This is a genomic window from Streptomyces sp. NPDC017246 (genome assembly GCF_044331325.1).
Taxonomy (GTDB): domain Bacteria; phylum Actinomycetota; class Actinomycetes; order Streptomycetales; family Streptomycetaceae; genus Streptomyces.
Genome location: NZ_JBIRMW010000001.1, coordinates 709,425 through 729,718 on the forward strand (window position 1 = coordinate 709,425; position 20,294 = coordinate 729,718).

The window sequence follows — 20,294 nt, forward strand, 5'->3', positions numbered from 1 at the left end:
GCGGTCCGGGCCAATGCGTCGGCGAAAGTCCGTCAGGTCGCCGGTGAAGGCGGTGCCGAGTCGCTCGGCGGTACGGGCACCTCCGGCGCCGACGTCGGGGCCGTCGTCGACGACGCAGAGGATCGCCCGTGCGGGGGCAGCCCTGTCCGGCCGGGCGGCACGCTCACCGCCCGGCGCGGACCTGCGCGTTCACCTCAGTCGGCGCTCCCGAAGGCGGCGTCGAAGGAGGCCGTCGGCGGGTCGAAGTCGTACCGCTTGAGGAAGGACAGGGCCTCGGGGGCGCCGGTCAGGCGGTCCATGCCGGCGTCCTCCCACTCCACGGAGACGGGCCCGGCGTAACCGATCGACCGGAGCATCCGGAAGACGTCCTCCCAGGGCACGTCCCCGTGTCCGGCGGAGACGAAGTCCCAGCCGCGCCGGGGATCGCCCCAGGGCAGATGGGAGCCGAGGCGCCCGTTGCGGCCGTCGAGCCGCTTGCGGGCCTCCTTGCAGTCGACGTGGTAGATCCGGTCGCGGAAGTCCCACAGGAAGCCGACGGGGTCGAGGTCCTGCCACACGAAGTGGCTCGGGTCGAAGTTGAGCCCGAAGGCGGGACGCCGGCCGACCGCTTCGAGGGCCCGCTCGGTGGTCCAGTAGTCGTAGGCGATCTCGCTGGGGTGCACCTCGTGGGCGAAGCGGACGCCTTCGGTGTCGAAGACGTCGAGGATCGGGTTCCAGCGTTCCGCGAAGTCCTCGAAACCTCGCTCGACCATGCGCTCGGGGACCGGTGGGAACATCGCCACCAGATGCCAGATCGACGAGCCGGTGAAGCCGACGACGGTGTCGACGCCGAGCGCCGCCGCGGCCCGCGCGGTGTCCGCGAGCTCGCGGGCGGCCCGCCGCCGTACCCCCTCGGCGTCCCCGTCACCCCAGATCCGGGCGGGCACGATCGCCTGGTGGCGCTCGTCGATGGGGTGGTCGCAGACGGCCTGCCCCACCAGGTGGTTGGAGATCGCCCAGCACTTCAGGCCGTACGCGTCGAGCAGCTCGCGCCTGCCCTTGACGTACGCCGGGTCGGAGAGGGCCTTGTCGACCTCGAAGTGGTCGCCCCAGCAGGCGAGTTCGAGGCCGTCGTAGCCGAATTCGCGGGCGAGCCGGCAGACCTCCTCCAGGGGCAGGTCGGCCCACTGGCCGGTGAAGAGCGTGAAGGGTCGTGGCACGGTCGGGTGCCTCCTAGCTCGGTACGGGCGTGTCGAAGGGGTTCCGGACCGGGGGGTGGGCCGGGGAGTGGACCGGGGTGTAGACGGCGTTGCTCCGGGCGCTCTCCTCCACCGCGGCCAGGACCCGCTGGACCTGGAGGCCGTCGGCGAAGGAGGGCGTCGGGGCGGTGCCGCTCGCGACGGCGTGGACCAGGTCGCGGGCCTGGTGGGCGAAGGTGTGCTCGTACCCCAGTCCGTGGCCGGGCGGCCACCAGCCCTCCAGGTACGGGTGGCCGGGTTCGGTCACGAGGATGCGGCGGAAGCCGGCCGAGAGCGCCGGTTCGGTGTGGTCGTGGAAGGACAGTTCGTTGAGCCGCTCCAGGTCGAAGGCGAGCGAGCCGCGCTCTCCGTTGATCTCCAGACGGAGCGCGTTCTTGCGGCCCGCGGCCATCCGGCTGGCCTCGAAGGAGGCGAGCGCGCCCGAAGCGAGCCTCCCGGTGAACAGGGCCGCGTCGTCGACCGTGACCTGCCCGTACGCCTCCGCTCCCGCTCCCCCGCCGAGACCGCCGGCGCCGACGCCCGCGAGCAGCGGACGCTTCCGTACGAAGGTCTCGGTGAGCGCGGACACGCCGACGAGCGGCTCTCCCGCGAGGTACTGGGCGAGGTCGACGGCGTGGGCGCCCAGGTCGCCGAGCGCCCCGGAGCCGGCGTGCTCGCGTTCCAGGCGCCAGGTCAGCGGGAAGGCGGGGTCGACCAGCCAGTCCTGGAGGTAGGTGACACGGACGTGCCGCAGGGCCCCCAGCCGCCCTTCCGCGACGAGTCGCCGGGCGTAGGCGAGGGCGGGCACCCGGCGGTAGTTGAAGCCGACCATGGAGATCTGGCCGCGGGCGGCGGCCGCTTCGGCGGCCGCCGCCATCGTCTCGGCCTCGGCGACCGAGTTGGCGAGCGGCTTCTCGCACAGCACGTGCTTGCCGGCCTCCAGGGCGGCGACGGCGATCTCCGCATGACTGTCGCCCGGGGTGCAGACGTCGACGAGCTGGACGTCGTCGCGGGCGATCAGGGCGCGCCAGTCGGTTTCGGCGGCGGCCCAGCCGTGCCGTCGGGCGGCGGCCCGGACCGCGGTGGCGTCCCGGCCCGCGACGGCGGCGAGGACGGGCAGCAGCGGCAGGTCGAAGACGCGGCCCGCGGTGCGCCAGCCCTGTGAGTGGGCGGCTCCCATGAACGCGTAGCCGACCATGCCGATACCGAGCGTCGGCGGTGCGGCCCCGCTCTCCGTCTGTTCCATACGGTTCCTCCGTTTCGTGGTGCGGCGAGGTGCTGCTCCCCGGGGGCGGCCCGACCGCCGGGGGGCCGGTCCGACCGGACCGCCCGTGTCCGGGCCGGTCAGCTGAAGCCGGTGGGCAGGTACTCGTCGACGTTCTCCTTGGTGACGACGGCCGAGTAGAGGGTGATCGAGGCGGGGATCTCCAGTTCGGCCATGCCGCCGACGCCCTTCTGCCGGCCGAGGGCGCGGGCGAGGTCGATGGCGGAGGCGGCCATGGTCGGCGGGTAGAGGACGGTGGCCTTGAGGACGCCGTTGTCGGCCTTGATGGCGTCCATGGCGGATGTGGCACCGGCACCGCCGACCATGAGGAAGTCCTTGCGTCCGGCCTGGGCGACGGCCCGCAGGGCGCCGACGCCCTGGTCGTCGTCGTGGTTCCAGAGGGCGTCGAACCTCGGTTGGGCCTGGAGGAGTTGGGCCATCTTGGCCTGGCCGGACTCGACGGTGAAGTCGGCGGCCTGGCGGGCGACCTTGCGGATGTTGGGGTAGTTCTTGAGGGCGTCGTCGAAGCCCTGGGTGCGCTGCTTGGTGAGTTCGAGGCTGTCCATGCCGGCGAGTTCGACGACGGTGGCGTTCGGCTTGTCCTTGAGGCGTTCGCCGATGAAGTTGCCGGCGTTGAGGCCCATGCCGTAGTTGTCGCCGCCGATCCAGCAGCGGTAGGCCTGCGGGGAGGCGAAGATCCGGTCGAGGTTGATGACGGGGATGCCGGCCTTCATGGCCTGGAGGCCGATCTGGGTGAGGGCCTTGCCATCGGCGGGGAGGATGACGAGGACGTCGACCTTCTTGTTGATGAGGGTCTGGACCTGGCCGATCTGGGTGGCGGTGTCGTTCGAACCCTCGGTGATCTCCAGGGTGACGTCGGAGTACCTCTTCGCGCGACGCTCGGCGTTCTCGTTGATGGCGTTGAGCCAGCCGTGGTCGGCCTGCGGGCCGGCGAAGCCGATGGTGACGGGGGTGCCGGGCTTGTCGTCGGCGGCGGGGGCGGCGCTCGCGGCGGGGGCTGTGCCCTGGGCGTTCTTCGGCTCGTTGCTGGTACAGGCGGTGAGCAGGGCGCCGGCGGAGACGGCCGCGCCGCCGAGGAGGAGGTGTCTGCGGCTGGTTTCGGGCATGGCGGTGGATCCCTTCCGAGGGGTGGTGGTGAAAGGGGCGCGGTGAACGGGGTGGGATGTGAGGCGGGGGTGCGGTGGGGGGTGTGCGGTCAGCTCTCGCCGTCGCGGACGGTGCGGCGCTGGACCAGGACGGCGGCCACGATGATCGCCCCCTTGGCGATCTGCTGGACGTCGCTCTGCAGGTTGTTGAGGGCGAAGATGTTGGTGATCGTGGTGAAGACGAGGACGCCGAGGACGGAGCCGACGATGGTGCCGCGGCCGCCGCTGAGGAGGGTGCCGCCGATGATGGCGGCGGCGATGGCGTCGAGCTCGTACAGATTGCCGTTGGTGTTCTGGCCGGAGCCGGCGAGCACGACGAGCAGGAAGGCGGCGATGCCGCAGCACAGTCCGGAGAGCAGATAGAGGAGGAGCCGCTGGCGGCGTACGTCGATGCCGGCGAGGCGGGCGGCCTCCGGGTTGCCGCCGACGGCGAGGGTGCGGCGGCCGAAGGTGGTCCGGTTGAGGAGCAGCCAGCCGGCGACGGTGACGGCCGCGAAGACGAGGACGAGCGGCGGGATGCCGAGGACGTAGGCCTCGGGGAGGCCGAGGTCGAGGACGGACGGCACGGTGACGATCTGGGTCCTGCCGTCGGTGATCTGGAGGGCGAGGCCGCGGGCCGAGGCCAGCATGGCGAGGGTCGCGATGAACGGGACCATGCGGCCGTACGCGACGAGGACGCCGTTCACCAGACCGCAGCCGAGTCCGACGGCCACCGCCGTGAAGAGGATGCCGGCGAAGCCGAACTCCTGGGTGGCGAGCGTGGTGGCCCAGACGGAGGCGAGGGCGACGATCGCGCCGACGGAGAGGTCGATGCCCCCGCTGGTGATGACGAAGGTCATGCCGACGGTGACGACACCGATCACGGAGGCCTGGGTCAGGACGAGTTGCAGGTTGGAGGTGGCGAGGAACTCGGCGGGGCGGGTGAGGCCGCCGACGGCGACCAGGACCGCGAGCACGCCGAGCAGGGACAGGTTGCGGACGTCGGCCCGGAGGCCGAGTGCGCGCCAACGGCTCTGCTGCATCGGCGCCTTGGCCGGGCTGGTGAGTGTCATGCCGCCGGGCTCCCTTCCATCACGAGGTCGAGTACGCGGTGTTCGTCGAGTTCATGGGCGGGCGCCCGGTGGACGACCCGGCCCTCGCGGAGGACCAGGACGCGGTCGGCGAGGCCGAGGACCTCGGGTACCTCGCTGGAGACGAGGAGGACGGCGAGGCCGTCGTCGGCGAGGCCGCGGATGACGGCGTACAGCTCGGCGCGGGCGCCGACGTCGACGCCTCGGGTGGGTTCGTCGAGGAGGAGGACGCGGCAGCCCCGGAGGAGCCAGCGGGCGAGGACGGCTTTCTGCTGGTTGCCGCCGGAGAGGGTGCGGACGGGGGCGTCGGGGAGGTCGGGGCGCAGGGAGAGGGTGCGGGTGGCGGTTCGGGCGGTCTCACGTTCGGTGGAGCGGTCGATCCAGCCGGCCCGGGAGAAGCGGGTGAGGGAGGAGACGGAGACGTTGCGGGTGACGGATTCGAGGAGCAGCAGGCCCTGCGCCTTGCGTTCCTCGGGGGCGAGGCCGAGTCCGGCGGCGACGGCGGCCGGGACGCTGCCGGGGCTCAGGGGCCGTCCGTCGACGATCACCCGGCCGGCGGTGGGCCGGCGTGCTCCGTAGACGGTCTCCAGGATCTCGGAGCGTCCGGAGCCGACGAGTCCGGCGAGGCCGACGATCTCGCCGGGGCGCAGTTCCAGGTCGAAGGCCTCGAACTCGCCTTTCCTGGCCAGCCCTTGGACGCGGAGGACGGGTTCGGCCGTCGGTGGGCGGGCGGGGCGTTCGGGGAAGACGTACGGGACGTCCCGGCCGGTCATGAGGGCGACGACCTCGCGGGTCGGGGTGGTCGCGGCGGGCAGTCCGCGGGCGACGGCGCGGCCGTCCTTGAGGACGGTGACGCGGTCGCCGATGCGGCGGATCTCCTCCAGGCGGTGGGAGATGTAGACGACGGCGACTCCGTCGGCGGTGAGGTCGGCGACGATCCGGAAGAGGTTGGCGACCTCGTCGGGGTCGAGGGCGGCGGACGGCTCGTCCATCACGATGAGGCGGACGTCGTGGGAGAGGGCGCGGGCCATGGAGACGATCTGCCGCTGGGCGGCGGAGAGTGCGCCGACGCGGCGGGCGGGGTCGATCTCCGGGTGGCCGAGGCGTTTCAGGAGTGCGGCGGTCGTCTCCCGTGCGGCCCGGGTGCGGACGAAGCCGGCGGTGGTGGGTTCGTGGCCGAGGTGGACGTTCTCGGCGACGGAGAGGCCTTCGACGAGGTCGAGTTCCTGGTAGATGGTGGCGATGCCGAGGCGGACGGCCGCGCTCGGGGAGCGGAGCCGTACGGGTTCGCCGTTCCAGGTGATGGCGCCCGCGTCGGGCTGGTGGGCTCCGGCGAGGACCTTGATGAGGGTGGACTTGCCGGCGCCGTTCTGGCCGAGGAGGCAGTGGACCTCGCCTGGCGCGACGTCCAGGTCGACGCCGTCGAGGGCCCGGACGCCGGGGAAGGACTTGGTGATTCCGGACATGGTGAGCAGGGGTGGGTGTTCTTCGGGCATGGCGGGGATCCCCTCGGCGGGTACGGGGTGCGGGGTGCGGGGTGCGGGGTGCCGTCCGGCGGTGTGGGTGGCGCCTGGGCGAGAGGGTGCGGGGAAACGGTTCAGCGCGTATGGAGCAACGGTTCGGCGCGTGCGGGCCGGCGGTTCCGCGTACGCGGGGATGTGGTTCTGCTGGCAGGCGGATCTGCGGGTGCGGGCAGGCGGTTCCGCGGGTGCGGCCGGCGGTGGGGTCGTGCCCACTCGTTCCGCCCTCGCGGAACGGGTGCCCACGAACCCCGTGGGCGGGGGCGGGCGTCCCCGGAGCGGCTACGCCGGGGAGAAGAGGTGGTCGCTGATGAGGCGGGCCGCGCCGGTCACGCCGGCGGTCTGGCCCAGTTCGCCGAGGACGATGGGGAGGTTGCCGGTGGCCAGGGGCAGCGACTGCCGGTAGACCTGGGTGCGGACACTGGCGAGGAGGTTGTGACCGAGGCCGGTGACACCGCCTCCGATCACCACCAGACCGGGGTTGAAGAAGCTGACGAGTCCGGCGATGACCTGCCCGACCCGGTTGCCGCCCTCACGGATGAGGGCGAGCGAGGTGGCATCGCCCGCGGCGGCGGCCGCGGCGACGTCGACGGCGGTGAGGCGCCCGGCCGCCGCGAGCCGGGCGGCCAGTTCCTCCGACCTGCCGCCGCGCGCCGCGTCCTCGGCGTCGCGGGCCAGGGCGGCTCCGCTGAAGTGGGCTTCCAGGCAGCCGTTGTTGCCGCAGGCGCAGGGGCGGCCGTCGGGCTCGACCTGGATGTGTCCGATGTCGCCGGCGCTGCCCGTCGTACCGCGGTAGACCTCTCCGCCGACGACGATGCCGCAGCCGATACCGGTGCCGATCTTGACGCAGAGGAAGTCGCCGACGGACCGGGCGACACCGGCGTGCTGCTCCCCCATGGCCATGAGGTTCACGTCGTTGTCGACCATGACGGGGCAGCCGAGTTCCTGGCTGAGTGCCTCCCGTACGGGGAAGCCGTCCCAGCCGGGCATGATCGGCGGTGCGACGGGGACGCCCTCGGGGAAGCGGACGGGTCCGGGGACTCCGATGCCGGCGCCGTCGAAGCCTTCGGCGAGTCCCGTGGAGCGGAGCTTCGCCGCCATCGACAGGGCCTGCTCGAAGACGGCGACGGGACCCTCACGGACGTCCATGGGGTGGTTGAGGTGCCCGAGCACCTCCAGCTCGGCGTTGGTGACGGCGACGTCGATGGAGGTGGCGCCGATGTCGATGCCGAGGAAGCGGAGTTCGGGCGCGAGCCGGATGTTGTGCGAGCGACGGCCGCCCCGGGAGGCTGCGAGGCCGTCGGCGACGACGAGACCGGTCTCCAGGAGCCGGTCGACCTCGACGGCGAGCTTGGAGCGGGAGAGATCGATCTGATCTCCCAGCTGGGCGCGGGAGTTGGGTCCTCCGTCGCGCAACAGCCTGAGGAGCCGCGCCTGATGCCGGTTGGCAGGTCGTGCCGTCATGCGTCTCACGCGCCCCTCCCTCTCGTACCCGCTCGTCTGCCGGCTTTCGAGGGGAACGTAGCAGCGGTGTTCCGGGCTGGGAAGAAGTCGAGCAGGAATCGACCTTACTTTTTCCCGGTCGGGGACAAAGACGAGGTCGGTACGGGAGAAGGGGCCGGGCGGGCGGTCAGCGGACCTCGACCAGCCGGGCCGAGACCACCACGTTTCCCGCGTAGCCGTTCTCCTCGGTGAACGCGCCGCCGCAGGTGATCAGGCGCAGCTCGGGCACCCCGGCGTCGCCGTAGACCCGGTCGGCGGGGAAGCCCTCCTTGGGGACGACCTCGACCCCGTACACGGCGAACACGGCGGTCCGGCCGTCACGGCGCTCCACCTCCACACGGTGTCCCCTGCCGAGGGCGCCGAGGTCGTAGAAGACGGCCCGGCCGCTCGGGGTGTCGACATGGCCGACGACGACGGCCGTGCCGCGCTCGCCCGGGGTGACCGCGCCGGTGAACCAGCCCGCGAGCCGGTCGTCCTCGGGGGGCGGGGCCTCGATCCAGCCGTCGGCGTCGAGCCCGACCTCCGTGACGGGCGCGTCGATACGGACGGCGGGGACGCGGACGCGGACCGGCGTCGACCGGGGCAGCGGATCGGGTACGGGCAGGGGGGCGAGCGCGGCGAAGACCCGGGTGCCGTCGGGCGCGGCGGTGGAGACCGGCTGGGGCGGACCGGTGGCGGTCAGCTCCTGCGTACCGCCGCGTACGAGGTGGACGCCCACGAGGAGGACGACGGCGACGAGGCCCCAGGCGCCGTGCCGCCCCGCGCCGTCGTACCGGCCCGTAGCGTTCGTACGCTCCGTGCCGTTCGTACGCTCCGTGCCCCGCGTTCGTCCCGTGTCCCCCGGCCACCTCGCACCCGTCGACGGCTCCGCTCCGTCCGAGCGTCCCGTCCTGTCCGACCGCCCCACGTACGCCCTCCTGCCGTGTTCGCGTCCGTCGGCCCGCGTGGTCGCGGCATCCGGTGACGCCCTCGCACGGGCACTCCTCGTGCGGGCGCCCGCCGGTGGCCGGCGGGCGTCCGTCTGCTTGGCGCCCCTCCGTCCCGGACCTCGTCACACCGGGGCGGAGGGGCCGTTTCGGCCCCCGGGTCCCGGCCGTCAGACGCGGCCTTCGGCGGTGCGGCGGCGGGTCAGGACGATGGCGGCGCCGAGCGCCCCGGCGATGAGCAGGACGCCCGTGACCACCTCGGTGACACCGAGGCCCTCGGTGTCCGCTCCGGAGGCGGCGGCGGTCCCGTAGCCGGCTTTCACGCCCTTGTGGGCTCCGGGGGCGGTGCCGTCGTCGTGGCCGCCCGTGGTCCCGCCGGCGTTCCCGCCGGTGTCGCCCTGGGCGATGGTGAGGGTGGTGGTGCCGCGCTCGCCCTTGCAGTCGAAGGTGATCTCGTACTGGGCGCCGGCCTTGGCGTCGAGGTCGACGGTCGCCGTGCCCGTACGGCCCTCGCTGAGGGTGATCGTGTCGAACACACCGGAGGTGACCGTCACCGACGGAACCTCGCAGCCGTCGGACTTCAGCGTGACGGTGCCGCCGGGAGCGATGGTCGCCGGGGCGACGGAGAAGCCGAACGACGTGATGCCGTTGTTGTCGTCCTCCCCCGCCAGGGCCGTCGGCGCGACCGTGACCACGGCGGCGGCGCTCAGCAGGGCGACGGAAGCGGCACGTATCGCGCGCATGGCGGTCCTCCACATCACGGGAGGGCTCGGTCACGGAGCGATTCCGTGCCCGGAAGGCGACGACCCTACCCGCGATCGAAGCTAGGTCCGCCTCAGGCGCGCCGCCACCGGGCTCCGCCGAACGGGGCACGGGCACAGTGCCGGTCGCGTCCGGCCGCATGGGGCACGGCCACAGCACGCCGGTCTCAGCCGCCTCACGGGCCACGGCCACGGCCGGACGCGACCGCCCCACGGGCACCTCACGGGCACACCCCCGCGCAGCCGTGTCCGCGGTCGAACAGCAGCCGCACCCGCCCCTCGGGCGGAACGAGGACCCGCCCTACGGAACCCGGACGACCTGCCCCGCGTACGAAAGGTTTCCGCCGAATCCGAAGAGCAGCACCGGAGCTCCGGAGGGGAGCTCTCCGCGCTCGACGAGCTTGGCGAGGGCCAGCGGGATCGAGGCGGCCGAGGTGTTGCCCGATTCGACGACATCGCGGGCGACGATCGCGTTGACGGCGCCGATCTTCGCGGCGAGCGGTTCGATGATCCGCAGGTTGGCCTGGTGCAGCACCACACCCGCCAGCTCCTCGGGGCCGATGCCGGACCGCTCGCAGGCCTGCCGGGCGAGGGCGGGCAGCTGCTGGGTCGCCCAGCGGTAGACGCTCTGGCCCTCCTGAGCGAAGCGGGGCGGGGTGCCCTCGATCCGGACGGCGTGGCCCATCTCCGGCACCGAGCCCCACAGGACCGGGCCGATGCCGCGCACGGCACCCGCCTCCTCGTCGTCCACGGCCTCGACGATCGCGGCGCCCGCGCCGTCGCCGACGAGGACACAGGTGGTGCGGTCGGTCCAGTCGGCCACGTCGCTCATCTTGTCGGCACCGATCACCAGCGCGCGGCGGGAGCCGCCGGCCCGTACGGCGTGGTCGGCGGTCGCCAGGGCATGGGTGAACCCGGCACAGACCACGTTGAGGTCCATGGTGGCGGGCGAGGTCATGCCGAGGCGGGCGGCGACGCGGGCGGCCGTGTTGGGCGAGCGGTCGATGGCCGTGGAGGTGGCGACGAGGACGAGGTCGATGTCGTCCGGGGTGAGCCCGGCGGTGGCCAGCGCCTTGCCCGCCGCGTGCGCGGCGAGCTCGTCGACGGGTTCGTCGGGTCCGCCGATGTGCCGGGTGCGGATACCGACCCGGCTGGTGATCCACGCGTCGTCGGTGTCGACCAACTCCGCGAGGTCGTGGTTGGTGAGCACCTTGGCGGGCTGGTAGTGCCCGAGCGCGGCAATGCGAGTGCCCGTCATCCCGGGACCCCCTCGGTGGTTCGATCGTCCGGCAGGATTTCCCAGTCTTGCCAGCGACTCATGGGTAACAGGTGACGTAAACCACCAAGATTCACCCGTACCCCTTGGCCGACCGTGACAAGGACCCGGGCGTGGCACGGCCTCCGGGGTGCCGGGCCGCGCCCTCTCGGGGGTCAGTTCTTCGGCGCGTCGATCATCTGGAGGGCCAGGGTGGACGGCGGCGGGACGATCCCGGGGCCGCCTGCGGCCGTCCAGGCGAGGATGTCGTCGAGGGCGTCCTCGTCCAGGGTGAAGGCCACCCAGGCGGCCCGTCCGCCGCGTCGGCGGCCCTCGGTGGAGGGCTGGACGACGACGATGTTGGCCTGGGCGCAGGGCCCGAGGCAGTCGCTCGTACGGACCGCGAGACGGCCGCCGGAGGCCGCGGCGGCCTCCCGGAGGCGGGCGAGCTGGCCGGCGTGGTCGGTGCCGGGGTTCTTGCGGGCGTCTCCGCAGCAGCAGCCACGGCAGACGACGAGGGAGCAGGGGCGGGCCCCGTACCGTATCGGAACCGGGGTCACTCGGCGCCGTCCAGGGTGATCGCGGAGACGGCGGCGACCGTGCCGAGGCGGGGGAAGTCCAGGTCGACGGAGGCGCGGTGCTCGTCGCCGGTGAGCGCGGACATGGCGTCCTCGGCGAAGACGAGCTCGTAGCCGAGGTCGCAGGCGGCGCGGGCGGTGGACTCGACGCCGAGGTTGGTGGCGATGCCGCCGAGGACCAGGGTGGTGGCGCCGAGGCCGGAGAGCAGTTCGTGGAGTCCGGTGTCCTGGAAGCCGCCGATGGTGCGCTTGACGACGACGGGCTCGCCGTCCCGGACGAGGTCGGGGACGAGCTCGCTGCCGGGCGGCTGGGTCTCGATGTTCGGCCGCTCGACCCGGATGTGGACGACGGGTGCGCCGGCGGCCCGGAAGGTGTCGGCGAGCCGCGCGGCGGCGGCGAGGACGTCGGTGCCGGGGCGGGGGGCGAGGGGCAGCGCGACGATGCGCTCCATCAGGTCGACGAGGACGAGCGCGGTGCGGCGGGGATCGAGGGCGGGGCGGCCGGGATCGAGGGCGGTCATGGGAGCACCGTAGCGGCCCCGATGATCATCGAGGGGCGGTCGTGGGTGTGATCCGGCCTACGGAGGGACCGCCACCGGCCCCACCCGCCGCCCCACCCGCCGTCGCGCCACCCGTCGCCGTGGGGTCCGCAGTCGTCGCCGTGGGGTCCACACTCGTCGCCGTGGAGTCCGCAGTCGTCCGGTCGGCGGCCGTGTCCCCCGTGTCCCCTTCGTCTTCGTCGTGTGCGCGGCGCCTGGCGATGACCGCGCACACCATCAGCTGCATCTGGTGGAAGAGCATCAGCGGGAGCACGGCGAGCGAGGCCTGCGGGCCGAAGAGGACGCTGGCCATCGGCAGTCCGGCCGCGAGGCTCTTCTTCGATCCGGCGAACTGGATCGCGATCCGGTCGGCCCGGCCGAAGCCGAGACGGCGGGACCCGTACCAGGTCAGGGCGAGCATCGCCGCGAGCAGGACGGCTTCGACGGCGAGCAGCAGGCCGAGCCTGGCCGGGGTCACGAGGTGCCAGATGCCGGCGACCATGCCCTGGCTGAAGGCGGTGTAGACGACGAGGAGTATCGATCCCCGGTCGACGTACCCGAGGACCTTCTTGTGGCGTACGAGGAAGCCGCCGACCCAGCGGCGCAGGAACTGTCCGGCCAGGAACGGCACGAGGAGCTGGAGCACGATCTTGAGGAGCGCGTCGGCGGAGAGTCCGCCCGCGCTGTTGCCGAGGAGCAGCGCCGCGAGCAGCGGGGTCAGGACGATGCCGGCGAGCGAGGAGAAGGATCCCGCGCAGATGGCGGCGGGGACGTTGCCGCGGGCGATCGAGGTGAAGGCGATGGAGGACTGGATGGTGGACGGCACCAGGCAGAGGAAGAGGAACCCGCTGTAGAGCTGGGGTGTGAGCACGGTGGGGACGAGGCCCCGTGCGGCGAGTCCGAGGAGCGGGAAGAGCAGGAAGGTGCTGCCGAGGACGGTGAGGTGGAGCCGCCAGTGCTTGAGGCCGTCGAGGGCCTCGCGGGTGGAGAGCCGGGCCCCGTAGAGGAAGAAGAGGAGGGCCACGGCCCCGGTGGCCGTGCCTTCCGCGAGGTGGGCCGCGGCCCCGGAGGCGGGGAGGAGGGCGGCGAGGCCGACCGTGCCGAGCAGGGCCAGGACGTACCCGTCGACGGGCAGCCAGGACGGCAGCCGGAGGCTGCGGCGCGGGGTACGGGCGGGCGTACGGGCGGGCGTACGGGCGGGCGTACGGGCGGTCATGGGCTCCACTGCTCTGTGCACTGCGGGGGGGCGCGTGCTCCGGGGGCACGGCGAGGGGCGGGCGCGTGCTCCGGGGGCACGGCGAAGGACCGGGTCGCCGTGCTCGGTGCGCACGGCGAGGAGAGGGTGGGGCGCGCCTTCCCGTCGGCGGGTCGCGCCTTCCCATCCTGGCCCAGCGGTCGGTGATCGGGAATCCCGTACAGGGCTCTGACTGCCATCACGATTCATGATGAGCGTGGGCGGCGGGCGGTACCGTCGTCGTGTGTACGAGCCCGCACAGCTGCGCACCTTCCTCGCCGTGGCCCAGACGCTGAGCTTCACCCGGGCCGCGGACCGTCTCGGGCTGCGGCAGTCGACCGTGAGTCAGCACGTACGGCGCCTGGAGGAGGCGACCGGCCGGCCGCTGTTCACCCGGGACACGCACCGGGTGGCGCTGACGGAGGACGGCGAGGCGATGCTCGGTTTCGCGCGCACGATCCTGCAGGCGCACGAGCGGGCGGCGGCGTTCTTCGGGGGGACCCGGTTGCGGGGGCGGCTGCGCTTCGGCGCCTCGGAGGACTTCGTGACGACCCGGCTGCCGGAGATCCTGGAGTCCTTCCGGCGTGAGCATCCCGAGGTGGATCTGGAGCTGACGGTCGAGCTGTCCGGCACGCTCCAGGCCCGGCTCGCGGCCGGCCGGCTCGATCTGATCCTGGCCAAGCGGCGTGGTGGGGAGAGCGAGGGGCGGCTCGTGTGGGAGGACTCCCTGATCTGGATCGGGGCGCCGGGTCTTCGGCTGGATCCGGACCGTCCGGTGCCGCTCATCCTGTACCCGCCACCGGGGATCACCCGGGCGCGGGCGCTGGAGGCCCTGGAGGCACAGGGCCGGGCGTGGCGGATCGCGTGTACGAGTTCCAGCCTGAGCGCGAACGTGGCGGCGGCCCGTGCGGGGCTCGGTGTGATGGCGCACACGAGGGGCCTGGTGCCGCCGGGTCTTGTGCCGGTCCCCGCGCGTGCGGGGCTGCCGGAGCTCGGGGAGGTGGGCTTCGTGCTGCGCGCGGGGCGGCGCGGCGGGGCGGTGCAGGAGGCAGCGGACGCGCTGGCGGAGGCGATCCTGGCGGGCGGCGACCGCTTGCACCGGCCCGGCTGAGCGGGCCGGCGGCGGGGGCCGTGGGGGTCGGCGGCGGGGACCGTGGGGGTCGGCGACGTGCGGGTGTGGTGGCCCGTGGGGTCGCGGTGAGTGAGCAGTCGGTACAGATTCCGTGGAGATTGACGTCCGATGGGCGTACCGAGCGGTCGGTAACGGGCCTGGCGCACCCGCGACTTGGCTTTCCCACCGGCTCTGACCTGTGCGAACGCGGAATGTCCCGGCTTGGTGAAGGCCCTCCCGCCGGGCTGTCGCGTGGGGTACCGTCACCCGCGCCGTACGGAGCGCTACAACGAGCTTTTCCAGCCATCGAGCCGTCGAGGAGCAGGTCAGTGCGCGAGTTCACCGTGCCGCCCGTCGAGGCGGCGCCTCAGGTCGGCGGTCTGGCGGACGCCCTGTTCGAGCGTGCCCTGGCCGAGCCGGACCGGATCACGTTCGGCCGGAAGGCCCCGGACGGGGAGTGGCGGGACGTGTCCGCCGCGCGGTTCAGGGACGAGGTCCTCGGCCTCGCGAAGGGTCTGATCGCGGAGGGTGTGCGGTTCGGCGACCGGGTCGCGATCATGTCCCGTACCCGCTACGAGTGGACCCTCTTCGACTTCGCGTTGTGGACGCTCGGCGCGCAGCCCGTGCCGATCTATCCGACCTCCTCCGCCGAGCAGGTCTTCTGGGCGCTGCACGACTCCGAGGTCACGGCGTGCGTGGTGGAGCACGAGGACCACGCGATGACGATCGGTTCGGTGATCGACCGGCTGCCCCGGCTCCAGCGCCTGTGGCAGCTGGACGCGGGCGCGGTGGCCGAGCTGACGGCGGCGGGGACGGAGATCGACGAGGACGTCGTGCACCGGCACCGGCGGGCGGTGACCCCGGAGACGGTGGCGACGGTCATCTACACGTCGGGGACGACCGGCCGCCCCAAGGGCTGTGTGATCACCCACGCCAACTTCATGTTCGAGACGGACATGCTGGTGGGCCGCTGGGAGTCGGTGTTCCGTTCCCGGCCGGGTGAGGAGGCGTCGACGCTGCTGTTCCTGCCGCTCGCGCACGTCTTCGGGCGGATGGTGGAGGTGGCGGCGGTCCGGAGCGGGGTGAAGCTGGGGCACCAGCCGGTGATGGCGGCCGCGGAGCTGATCCCGGATCTCGCCGCCTTCCGGCCGAGTTTCGTCCTGGCCGTTCCGTACGTGTTCGAGAAGGTCTTCAACGCGGCGCGCCGCAAGGCGGAGCGGGAGGGGAAGACGGGCCCGTTCGACAAGGCCGTGGAGGTGGCGGTCGCGTACGCGGAGGCGCTGGAGCACAAGGCCTTCGGTACCGGCCCGGGCCCGTCGGCGGCGCTGCGCGTGCAGCACCAGTTCTTCGAGAAGACGGTGTACGCGAAGGTCCGCGCGGCCCTCGGCGGGCGGCTGCGGCACGCGATGTCGGGCGGTTCGGCGATGGACCGCCGGCAGGGGCTGTTCTTCGCCGGAGCGGGGGTCACGGTCTTCGAGGGCTACGGCCTGACGGAGTCCTCGGCGGCCGCGACCGCGAACCCGCCGGAGCGGACGAGGTACGGCACGGTGGGCCAGCCGGTGCCGGGGACGACGGTGCACATCGCGGAGGACGGTGAGGTGTGGCTGCACGGCGGCCAGGTCTTCTCCGGCTATCTGAACGCGCCCGAGGCGACCGCCGCCGTGCTGAACGACGGCTGGCTGGCCACCGGGGACCTGGGTTCCCTCGACGAGGACGGCTATCTGACGATCACCGGGCGGAAGAAGGAGATCCTGGTGACCTCGGGCGGCAAGAGCGTCGCCCCGACGGGTCTCGAGGAGCGGGTGCGGGCGCATCCGCTGATCTCCCAGTGCATCGTCGTCGGCAACGACCGTCCGTACATCGCCGCGCTGGTGACCATCGACCAGGAGGCGGTGGAGCACTGGCTGGCGATGCAGGGGCGGGCGCCGCTGGGTCCGTCGGAGCTGGTGCGCGATCCGTCCCTGGAGACCGAGATCCGGCGGGGGGTGGTGGCGGCGAACACGCTGGTCTCGCAGGCCGAGTCGATTCGTACGTTCCGGATCCTGGCGCATCCGTTCAGTGAGGAGCACGGGCTGCTGACCCCCTCCCTGAAGCTGAAGCGGAAGGCGATCGAGCGGGCGTACGCGGCGGAGGTCGCGGCGCTGTACGGCTGAGGCCGTGGCGCGGTGCGGGGCCGGTGCGGGTGCGCCGTACGGGCCGGCGCGGGCCGGGGCCGGGGCGCGGGCCCGGCCGGGGGCCGGTCCTACCGGCGGGCCGGATGCGGAATGCGGAGCGGCCCGTGATCGTTGACGCTGGGAGTACCCCGTACGGCCTCCAGGGGCGTACGGCCGTCACGAACCGCGACAAGGTAAGGATCCCTCCCACGTGAGCACGGACAGCAAGGTTCCCTCGGTCACCCTGAACAACGGCGTCCGGATGCCGCAGCTGGGCTTCGGTGTCTGGCAGGTGCCGGACGACGAGGCGGCGGCGACCGTGGCGACCGCCCTGGAGGCCGGTTACCGCTCGATCGACACCGCCGCGATCTACGGGAACGAGGAGGGCACGGGCCGTGCCGTCGCCGCGTCCGGGATCGCCCGCGAGGACCTGTTCGTCACCACCAAGGTGTGGAACAGCGAGCAGGGCCTCGACTCGACGCTGAAGGCCTTCGACGTCTCGCTCGGCAAGCTGGGTCTCGACTATGTCGACCTGTACCTGATCCACTGGCCGGTGCCCTCGAAGGACGCGTACGTCGACACGTACCGCGCCTTCGAGAAGATCTACGCCGAGGGGCGCGCCAAGGCGATCGGCGTCTCGAACTTCCTCCCGGAGCACCTGGAGCGGCTGATCGGCGAGACCTCGGTCGTGCCCGCCGTCAACCAGATCGAGCTCCACCCGCAGCTCTCCCAGCAGGAGTCCCGCGAGGCGCACGCCCGGCACGGCATCGCGACCGAGGCGTGGTCGCCGCTCGGCTCGGGCAAGGGCCTCCTGGACGTCCCCGCGATCGTGGCGATCGGCCGCAAGCACGGGCGGACGCCGGCCCAGGTCGTGCTGCGCTGGCACCTCCAGCTGGGGAACGTGGTGATCCCGAAGTCGGTCACCCCGTCCCGTATCCGGGAGAACATCGACGTGTTCGGCTTCGAGCTGGACGCCGAGGACCTGGCCGCGATCGCCGCGCTCGACGAGAACCGTCGGCTGGGCCCGAACCCGGCGGAGTTCGGCGCCTGAAGGCGGCGGACCGCGCCGCGCCGCGCCGTGTCGACGGTGCGGCGCGGCGCCGGCCGGGTGTTCGGGCTCAGTAGCCGTGGACGCCGAGCTCGGTGACGGAGGCGAAGAGGTGCTCCCAGACCTCGGCGCCGGGTGCCCCCTCGGCAAGCGCCCCGGCGTCGACGTTCTCCATCGCGCGGAGGAAGGTCTTCACACCGCCCTCGCCCGGGTACGGGTCCCAGCAGGCCCCCATGTGGACACGGACGCCCTCCAGGAAGCGGACGAAGGCCTCCAGGTCGCGGACGAGCGGGAACACCGCGTCTCCGCCCGGGCCGTGGCTGCCGTCCGGCTGGCGCAGGCCGACCGCGCCCGTCGCCGGGTGGACGAGGACCTCGCCGGGGTCGCAGTGGCCGAGGTCGAATTCGCCGACGCGGAGCAGGCCCTCGGGGCCGGGGCTCAGCAGCTCTTCGGCCACCGCGAAGGAGGTGACGCCGGCGCCCCAGTGGCGGGGCAGTCCGGCCTCCGCGAGCAGGGTCCTGGTGGGCTCGTGGGTGAGGACGGCGGGGGCGTCGGCGGCGGGGACGCGTACGACCCCGGAGGGGCCGAACGTCCGGTCGAGGCGGGCCGCGGTGAGCGGCCCTTCGGTGTTCCTGGTCCCCGGGCGGAACCAGGGTTCGCCGTCCGGCGGTGTCATGCCCTCGGGGTCGGAGCCGCCCGTCGGCCAGTCGGCGAGGGCCGTGTCGTTCTGCTCGACGACGACCACGCCGCGTGCGTCGAGGAAGACGTAGCGGCCGCCGTCCAGCGGGACGGGCTCCTCCCAGCCGTACGGCACGTGGAGTGCCCGGGCGTCGTCGTCCGTGTCGAACAGCCAGGGGCCGTCCGGTTCCGTCTCCTCGCGGGGCTCCGCCGCGTCCTCGTCGGGGGCGGGGTGCGGCCGGCCCGAGGCCAGGTCGAACCAGGTGTCCACGCACCACAGCGCCCACACCTTGAGGAGCGGCCCGTCCTCGGTCTCGTAGACCTCGGCGGAGCGGTCGCCGCTGAGGTTCGGCTCCACCTCGTACGCGCCGACCGGCCGCCACCAGGCCCACACCGTCCGCCACGGCAGTCCGGGCTCGGCGGCGGCCACCCGCTCGGCGTACTCCCGGTGGCCCAGTACGGTCGCCGCGAAGTGCAGCCACGACGCGAACTCGGCGGGCGTGACACGGGCCGAGCCGAACACGGCCTCGGCCTGGGTGAACACCTCGCGTCCCACGGAGCCGAGATCGTCGGGCAGGGAGTCGAGGCGGGCGCGGAGCTCGGCGCGGTCGTGGCGCAGGACCCGGGCGGGGTCGTCGAGCAGGGCACGGAGATCGGCATCGGTGGTCATCGGATCATGGTGCCAGCCGGGCGGGCGGCGCGGGCGCGTGCGGCGTGTGCGCGGGCCGTCGGCGGTCGGCGTCGTTGTCGTACCCGGGACGTAGAGTCGGTGGCGTCCAACAGGCGCGTGGAGAGAAGGAGTCGGTACGGTGAGTGGTTCTCCGGGACCTGTCGAGGAGGGCCTCTACCGGGTGCGGAACGTGGCCAGCGGGCTGCTTCTGGAGGTGTACCAGGGGTCGGGCCGCAGCGGCGCCAACGTGCAGCAGGGCACCGAGAACGGCACTCCGGGGCAGCACTGGCACATCACGCCCGTGCCGAACGGCGGCGGGCTCTACCACCTGGTCAACGCCGCGAGCGGCAAGCGGCTCGACGTCGCCAACGCCTCCACGGAGAACGGCGCCAACATCCAGCAGTGGAAGGCGAACAACTTCGGCGCGCAGGAGTGGATCATCGAGCAGGACCTCCAGTCGCCCGGGACGGTGGCTCTGGTGAGCTTCATCAGCGGGCTGTTCCTGGAGGTCGCCGACGGTTCGACGGCCGAGGGCGGCAACGTACGGCAGTGGGAGGACACCGACTCCCCGTTCCAGTGGTGGCGGTTGGAGTCGGTGTCCTGACACCGGGCGCCGGGTCCGTCAGCCCTTGCGGGCGGTGTGGACGGTGCGGGCCGTCAGGTGGAACAGATCCGTGCGGTGGTGCAGGGACAGGTCGTCGGCCGGGTCGAGGAGCCGGTCGATCATCGCCCGGTCCGCCGCCTCGATCCGGTCGCCGAAGCCCTCCTTGATCCGCTCGAAGTGGGCGAGGGCCAGCTGCCGTACGACCGGGGACACCGGCGCGGGCACATCGGTGAGGAAGGTGCGGGTGCCGACGGGGGTGAGGCCCGCGCCGGCGAGAAGCGTCCGCCAGTCGTCCGGCTCGTCCTTGAAGCCGGGGAGCTCGGCACGCATGTCGGCGAACCTGTCCGCGTGGACGGCGTCGAGGCGCGCCTCCAGGCCCGGTCGGCCGAAGCCGAGGTGCGAGGGCAGGTGCCGGGTGGGCAGACCGCCCTCGACGAGGACCATCAGGCCGCCGGAGTTCAGCAGCGCGGCGAACTCGACGAGCGCGGCCCGCTGGTCGCCGATGTGGTGCAGGGAGTTGCCCGCCCAGATCAGGTCGGCCCGTCCCAGGGTGCCGATGGCTTCGGGGAGTTCGGCGTGGAGGGTGGAGACCCGGGCGGCGAGGCCGTGTGCCTCGGCGCGCTCGCGGGCGCGGGCGAGGAGTTCGGGGCTGCCGTCGACGGCGACCGTCTCGGCGGCCGGGAAGGCCTCGGCGAGCACGCCGGTGACGACACCGGGGCCGCTGCCGACGTCGAGGACGCGGCGGACGCCCTGGGCCGGGGCGAGGGTGTCGAGCCAGGCGGCGGCGTCCGCGTAGGCGGGGATCGCGATCTCGGCCTGCTGCTCCAGGAGCGGGCCGATCGTGCTCCAGTCCAGAGGGGTGCTGTCGTGGGTGTGGGTGTGCCGGTGGCCGTGTCCCTCGCCGTGCGGGTGGTCGTGGTGCGATGCGCTGTGCTGGCTCATGGGACCAGCGTGCGACGCGTCGGCCCGAAGCGCGAGAAGTGTTGCCGTTCCGGCA

At 73.1% G+C, this 20,294-nt stretch carries 18 protein-coding genes; 4 read left to right on the top strand and 14 right to left on the bottom strand.

Annotated features, from left to right (window positions below; genetic code table 11):
* Positions 1-194 precede the first annotated feature (194 nt).
* The 12 genes from ACH4MY_RS03210 to ACH4MY_RS03265 form a co-directional block, all read right to left on the bottom strand.
* Positions 195-1,199, bottom strand: a complete 1,005-nt coding sequence (locus ACH4MY_RS03210) for a sugar phosphate isomerase/epimerase family protein (protein WP_397996714.1) — start codon at positions 1,197-1,199, stop codon at positions 195-197.
* A 13-nt stretch (positions 1,200-1,212) separates the two neighbouring features.
* Positions 1,213-2,463, bottom strand: coding sequence for a Gfo/Idh/MocA family protein (locus ACH4MY_RS03215; RefSeq protein ID WP_397996717.1), 1,251 nt, complete (start codon positions 2,461-2,463; stop codon positions 1,213-1,215).
* Positions 2,464-2,561: 98 nt separating this feature from the next.
* Positions 2,562-3,608, bottom strand: coding sequence for a substrate-binding domain-containing protein (locus tag ACH4MY_RS03220; RefSeq protein ID WP_397996720.1), 1,047 nt, complete (start codon positions 3,606-3,608; stop codon positions 2,562-2,564).
* A gap of 89 nt (positions 3,609-3,697) precedes the next feature.
* The gene (locus ACH4MY_RS03225) at positions 3,698-4,699 is read right to left on the bottom strand and encodes an ABC transporter permease (protein WP_397996722.1); all 1,002 of its coding nucleotides are present in this window, start codon (positions 4,697-4,699) and stop codon (positions 3,698-3,700) included.
* Positions 4,696-6,183: a sugar ABC transporter ATP-binding protein gene (locus tag ACH4MY_RS03230; protein ID WP_397997387.1), complete on the bottom strand. Its 1,488-nt coding sequence runs from the start codon at positions 6,181-6,183 to the stop codon at positions 4,696-4,698. Before ACH4MY_RS03230 ends, ACH4MY_RS03225 begins: the two co-directional genes overlap by 4 nt.
* A 336-nt stretch (positions 6,184-6,519) precedes the next feature.
* Positions 6,520-7,701, bottom strand: a complete 1,182-nt coding sequence (locus ACH4MY_RS03235) for an ROK family protein (protein WP_397996725.1) — start codon at positions 7,699-7,701, stop codon at positions 6,520-6,522.
* Positions 7,702-7,867: 166 nt separating this feature from the next.
* Positions 7,868-8,647 carry a class F sortase gene (locus ACH4MY_RS03240; RefSeq protein ID WP_397996727.1) on the bottom strand — a complete coding sequence of 260 codons (780 nt, stop codon included), beginning with the start codon at positions 8,645-8,647 and terminating at the stop codon, positions 7,868-7,870.
* A 189-nt stretch (positions 8,648-8,836) separates the two neighbouring features.
* A complete protein-coding gene (locus tag ACH4MY_RS03245; protein ID WP_397996728.1) occupies positions 8,837-9,409 on the bottom strand; it encodes a hypothetical protein in 573 nt (190 codons plus the stop codon).
* A gap of 319 nt (positions 9,410-9,728) precedes the next feature.
* A complete protein-coding gene (locus tag ACH4MY_RS03250; protein ID WP_397996731.1) occupies positions 9,729-10,685 on the bottom strand; it encodes a beta-ketoacyl-ACP synthase III in 957 nt (318 codons plus the stop codon).
* A 173-nt stretch (positions 10,686-10,858) separates the two neighbouring features.
* On the bottom strand, positions 10,859-11,242 hold the full coding sequence (locus tag ACH4MY_RS03255; protein ID WP_397996733.1) for a (2Fe-2S) ferredoxin domain-containing protein: 384 nt from the start codon (positions 11,240-11,242) through the stop codon (positions 10,859-10,861).
* Entirely contained in the window at positions 11,239-11,781 is a 543-nt protein-coding gene (locus tag ACH4MY_RS03260; protein ID WP_397996735.1) for an isochorismatase family protein, read from the bottom strand. Before ACH4MY_RS03260 ends, ACH4MY_RS03255 begins: the two co-directional genes overlap by 4 nt.
* A gap of 25 nt (positions 11,782-11,806) precedes the next feature.
* The gene (locus ACH4MY_RS03265) at positions 11,807-13,015 is read right to left on the bottom strand and encodes a bile acid:sodium symporter family protein (protein ID WP_397996738.1); all 1,209 of its coding nucleotides are present in this window, start codon (positions 13,013-13,015) and stop codon (positions 11,807-11,809) included.
* 262 nt (positions 13,016-13,277) lie between these two features.
* Between ACH4MY_RS03265 and ACH4MY_RS03270 the strand changes: the two genes are divergently transcribed.
* The 3 genes from ACH4MY_RS03270 to ACH4MY_RS03280 all read left to right on the top strand — a co-directional run bounded on the left by ACH4MY_RS03270 (position 13,278) and on the right by ACH4MY_RS03280 (position 17,348).
* Complete coding sequence (locus ACH4MY_RS03270; protein ID WP_397996740.1) at positions 13,278-14,144, top strand: LysR substrate-binding domain-containing protein; 867 nt, start codon at positions 13,278-13,280, stop codon at positions 14,142-14,144.
* Between the two features lie 329 nt (positions 14,145-14,473).
* A complete protein-coding gene (locus tag ACH4MY_RS03275) occupies positions 14,474-16,297 on the top strand; it encodes an AMP-dependent synthetase/ligase (protein WP_397996743.1) in 1,824 nt (607 codons plus the stop codon).
* A gap of 262 nt (positions 16,298-16,559) precedes the next feature.
* Complete coding sequence (locus tag ACH4MY_RS03280) at positions 16,560-17,348, top strand: aldo/keto reductase (RefSeq protein WP_397997389.1); 789 nt, start codon at positions 16,560-16,562, stop codon at positions 17,346-17,348.
* Positions 17,349-17,415: 67 nt separating this feature from the next.
* Here ACH4MY_RS03280 and ACH4MY_RS03285 read toward each other — a convergent pair whose 3' ends face one another.
* Positions 17,416-18,693 carry an SUKH-4 family immunity protein gene (locus ACH4MY_RS03285; protein WP_397996745.1) on the bottom strand — a complete coding sequence of 426 codons (1,278 nt, stop codon included), beginning with the start codon at positions 18,691-18,693 and terminating at the stop codon, positions 17,416-17,418.
* Positions 18,694-18,832: 139 nt separating this feature from the next.
* Here ACH4MY_RS03285 and ACH4MY_RS03290 point away from each other — a divergent pair, with 139 nt between their 5' ends.
* On the top strand, positions 18,833-19,297 hold the full coding sequence (locus ACH4MY_RS03290; protein WP_397996748.1) for an RICIN domain-containing protein: 465 nt from the start codon (positions 18,833-18,835) through the stop codon (positions 19,295-19,297).
* A gap of 18 nt (positions 19,298-19,315) precedes the next feature.
* Here ACH4MY_RS03290 and ACH4MY_RS03295 read toward each other — a convergent pair whose 3' ends face one another.
* Positions 19,316-20,239 (bottom strand): class I SAM-dependent methyltransferase, encoded by a 924-nt coding sequence (locus tag ACH4MY_RS03295; RefSeq protein WP_397996750.1) that lies wholly within the window; start codon positions 20,237-20,239, stop codon positions 19,316-19,318.
* Positions 20,240-20,294 lie beyond the last annotated feature (55 nt).

What these genes read in the sequence shown, in the direction of transcription:
- ACH4MY_RS03215 (WP_397996717.1), bottom strand. Translation starts at nt 2,463, where the DNA reads ATGGAACAGACGGAGAGCGGGGCCGCACCGCCGACGCTCGGTATCGGC.
- ACH4MY_RS03220 (WP_397996720.1), bottom strand. Translation starts at nt 3,608, where the DNA reads ATGCCCGAAACCAGCCGCAGACACCTCCTCCTCGGCGGCGCGGCCGTC.
- ACH4MY_RS03225 (WP_397996722.1), bottom strand. Translation starts at nt 4,699, where the DNA reads ATGACACTCACCAGCCCGGCCAAGGCGCCGATGCAGCAGAGCCGTTGG.
- ACH4MY_RS03230 (WP_397997387.1), bottom strand. Translation starts at nt 6,183, where the DNA reads ATGTCCGGAATCACCAAGTCCTTCCCCGGCGTCCGGGCCCTCGACGGC.
- ACH4MY_RS03235 (WP_397996725.1), bottom strand. Translation starts at nt 7,701, where the DNA reads ATGACGGCACGACCTGCCAACCGGCATCAGGCGCGGCTCCTCAGGCTG.
- ACH4MY_RS03245 (WP_397996728.1), bottom strand. Translation starts at nt 9,409, where the DNA reads ATGCGCGCGATACGTGCCGCTTCCGTCGCCCTGCTGAGCGCCGCCGCC.
- ACH4MY_RS03250 (WP_397996731.1), bottom strand. Translation starts at nt 10,685, where the DNA reads ATGACGGGCACTCGCATTGCCGCGCTCGGGCACTACCAGCCCGCCAAG.
- ACH4MY_RS03260 (WP_397996735.1), bottom strand. Translation starts at nt 11,781, where the DNA reads ATGACCGCCCTCGATCCCGGCCGCCCCGCCCTCGATCCCCGCCGCACC.
- ACH4MY_RS03265 (WP_397996738.1), bottom strand. Translation starts at nt 13,015, where the DNA reads ATGACCGCCCGTACGCCCGCCCGTACGCCCGCCCGTACGCCCGCCCGT.
- ACH4MY_RS03280 (WP_397997389.1), top strand. Translation starts at nt 16,560, where the DNA reads ATGCCGCAGCTGGGCTTCGGTGTCTGGCAGGTGCCGGACGACGAGGCG.
- ACH4MY_RS03285 (WP_397996745.1), bottom strand. Translation starts at nt 18,693, where the DNA reads ATGACCACCGATGCCGATCTCCGTGCCCTGCTCGACGACCCCGCCCGG.
- ACH4MY_RS03295 (WP_397996750.1), bottom strand. Translation starts at nt 20,239, where the DNA reads ATGAGCCAGCACAGCGCATCGCACCACGACCACCCGCACGGCGAGGGA.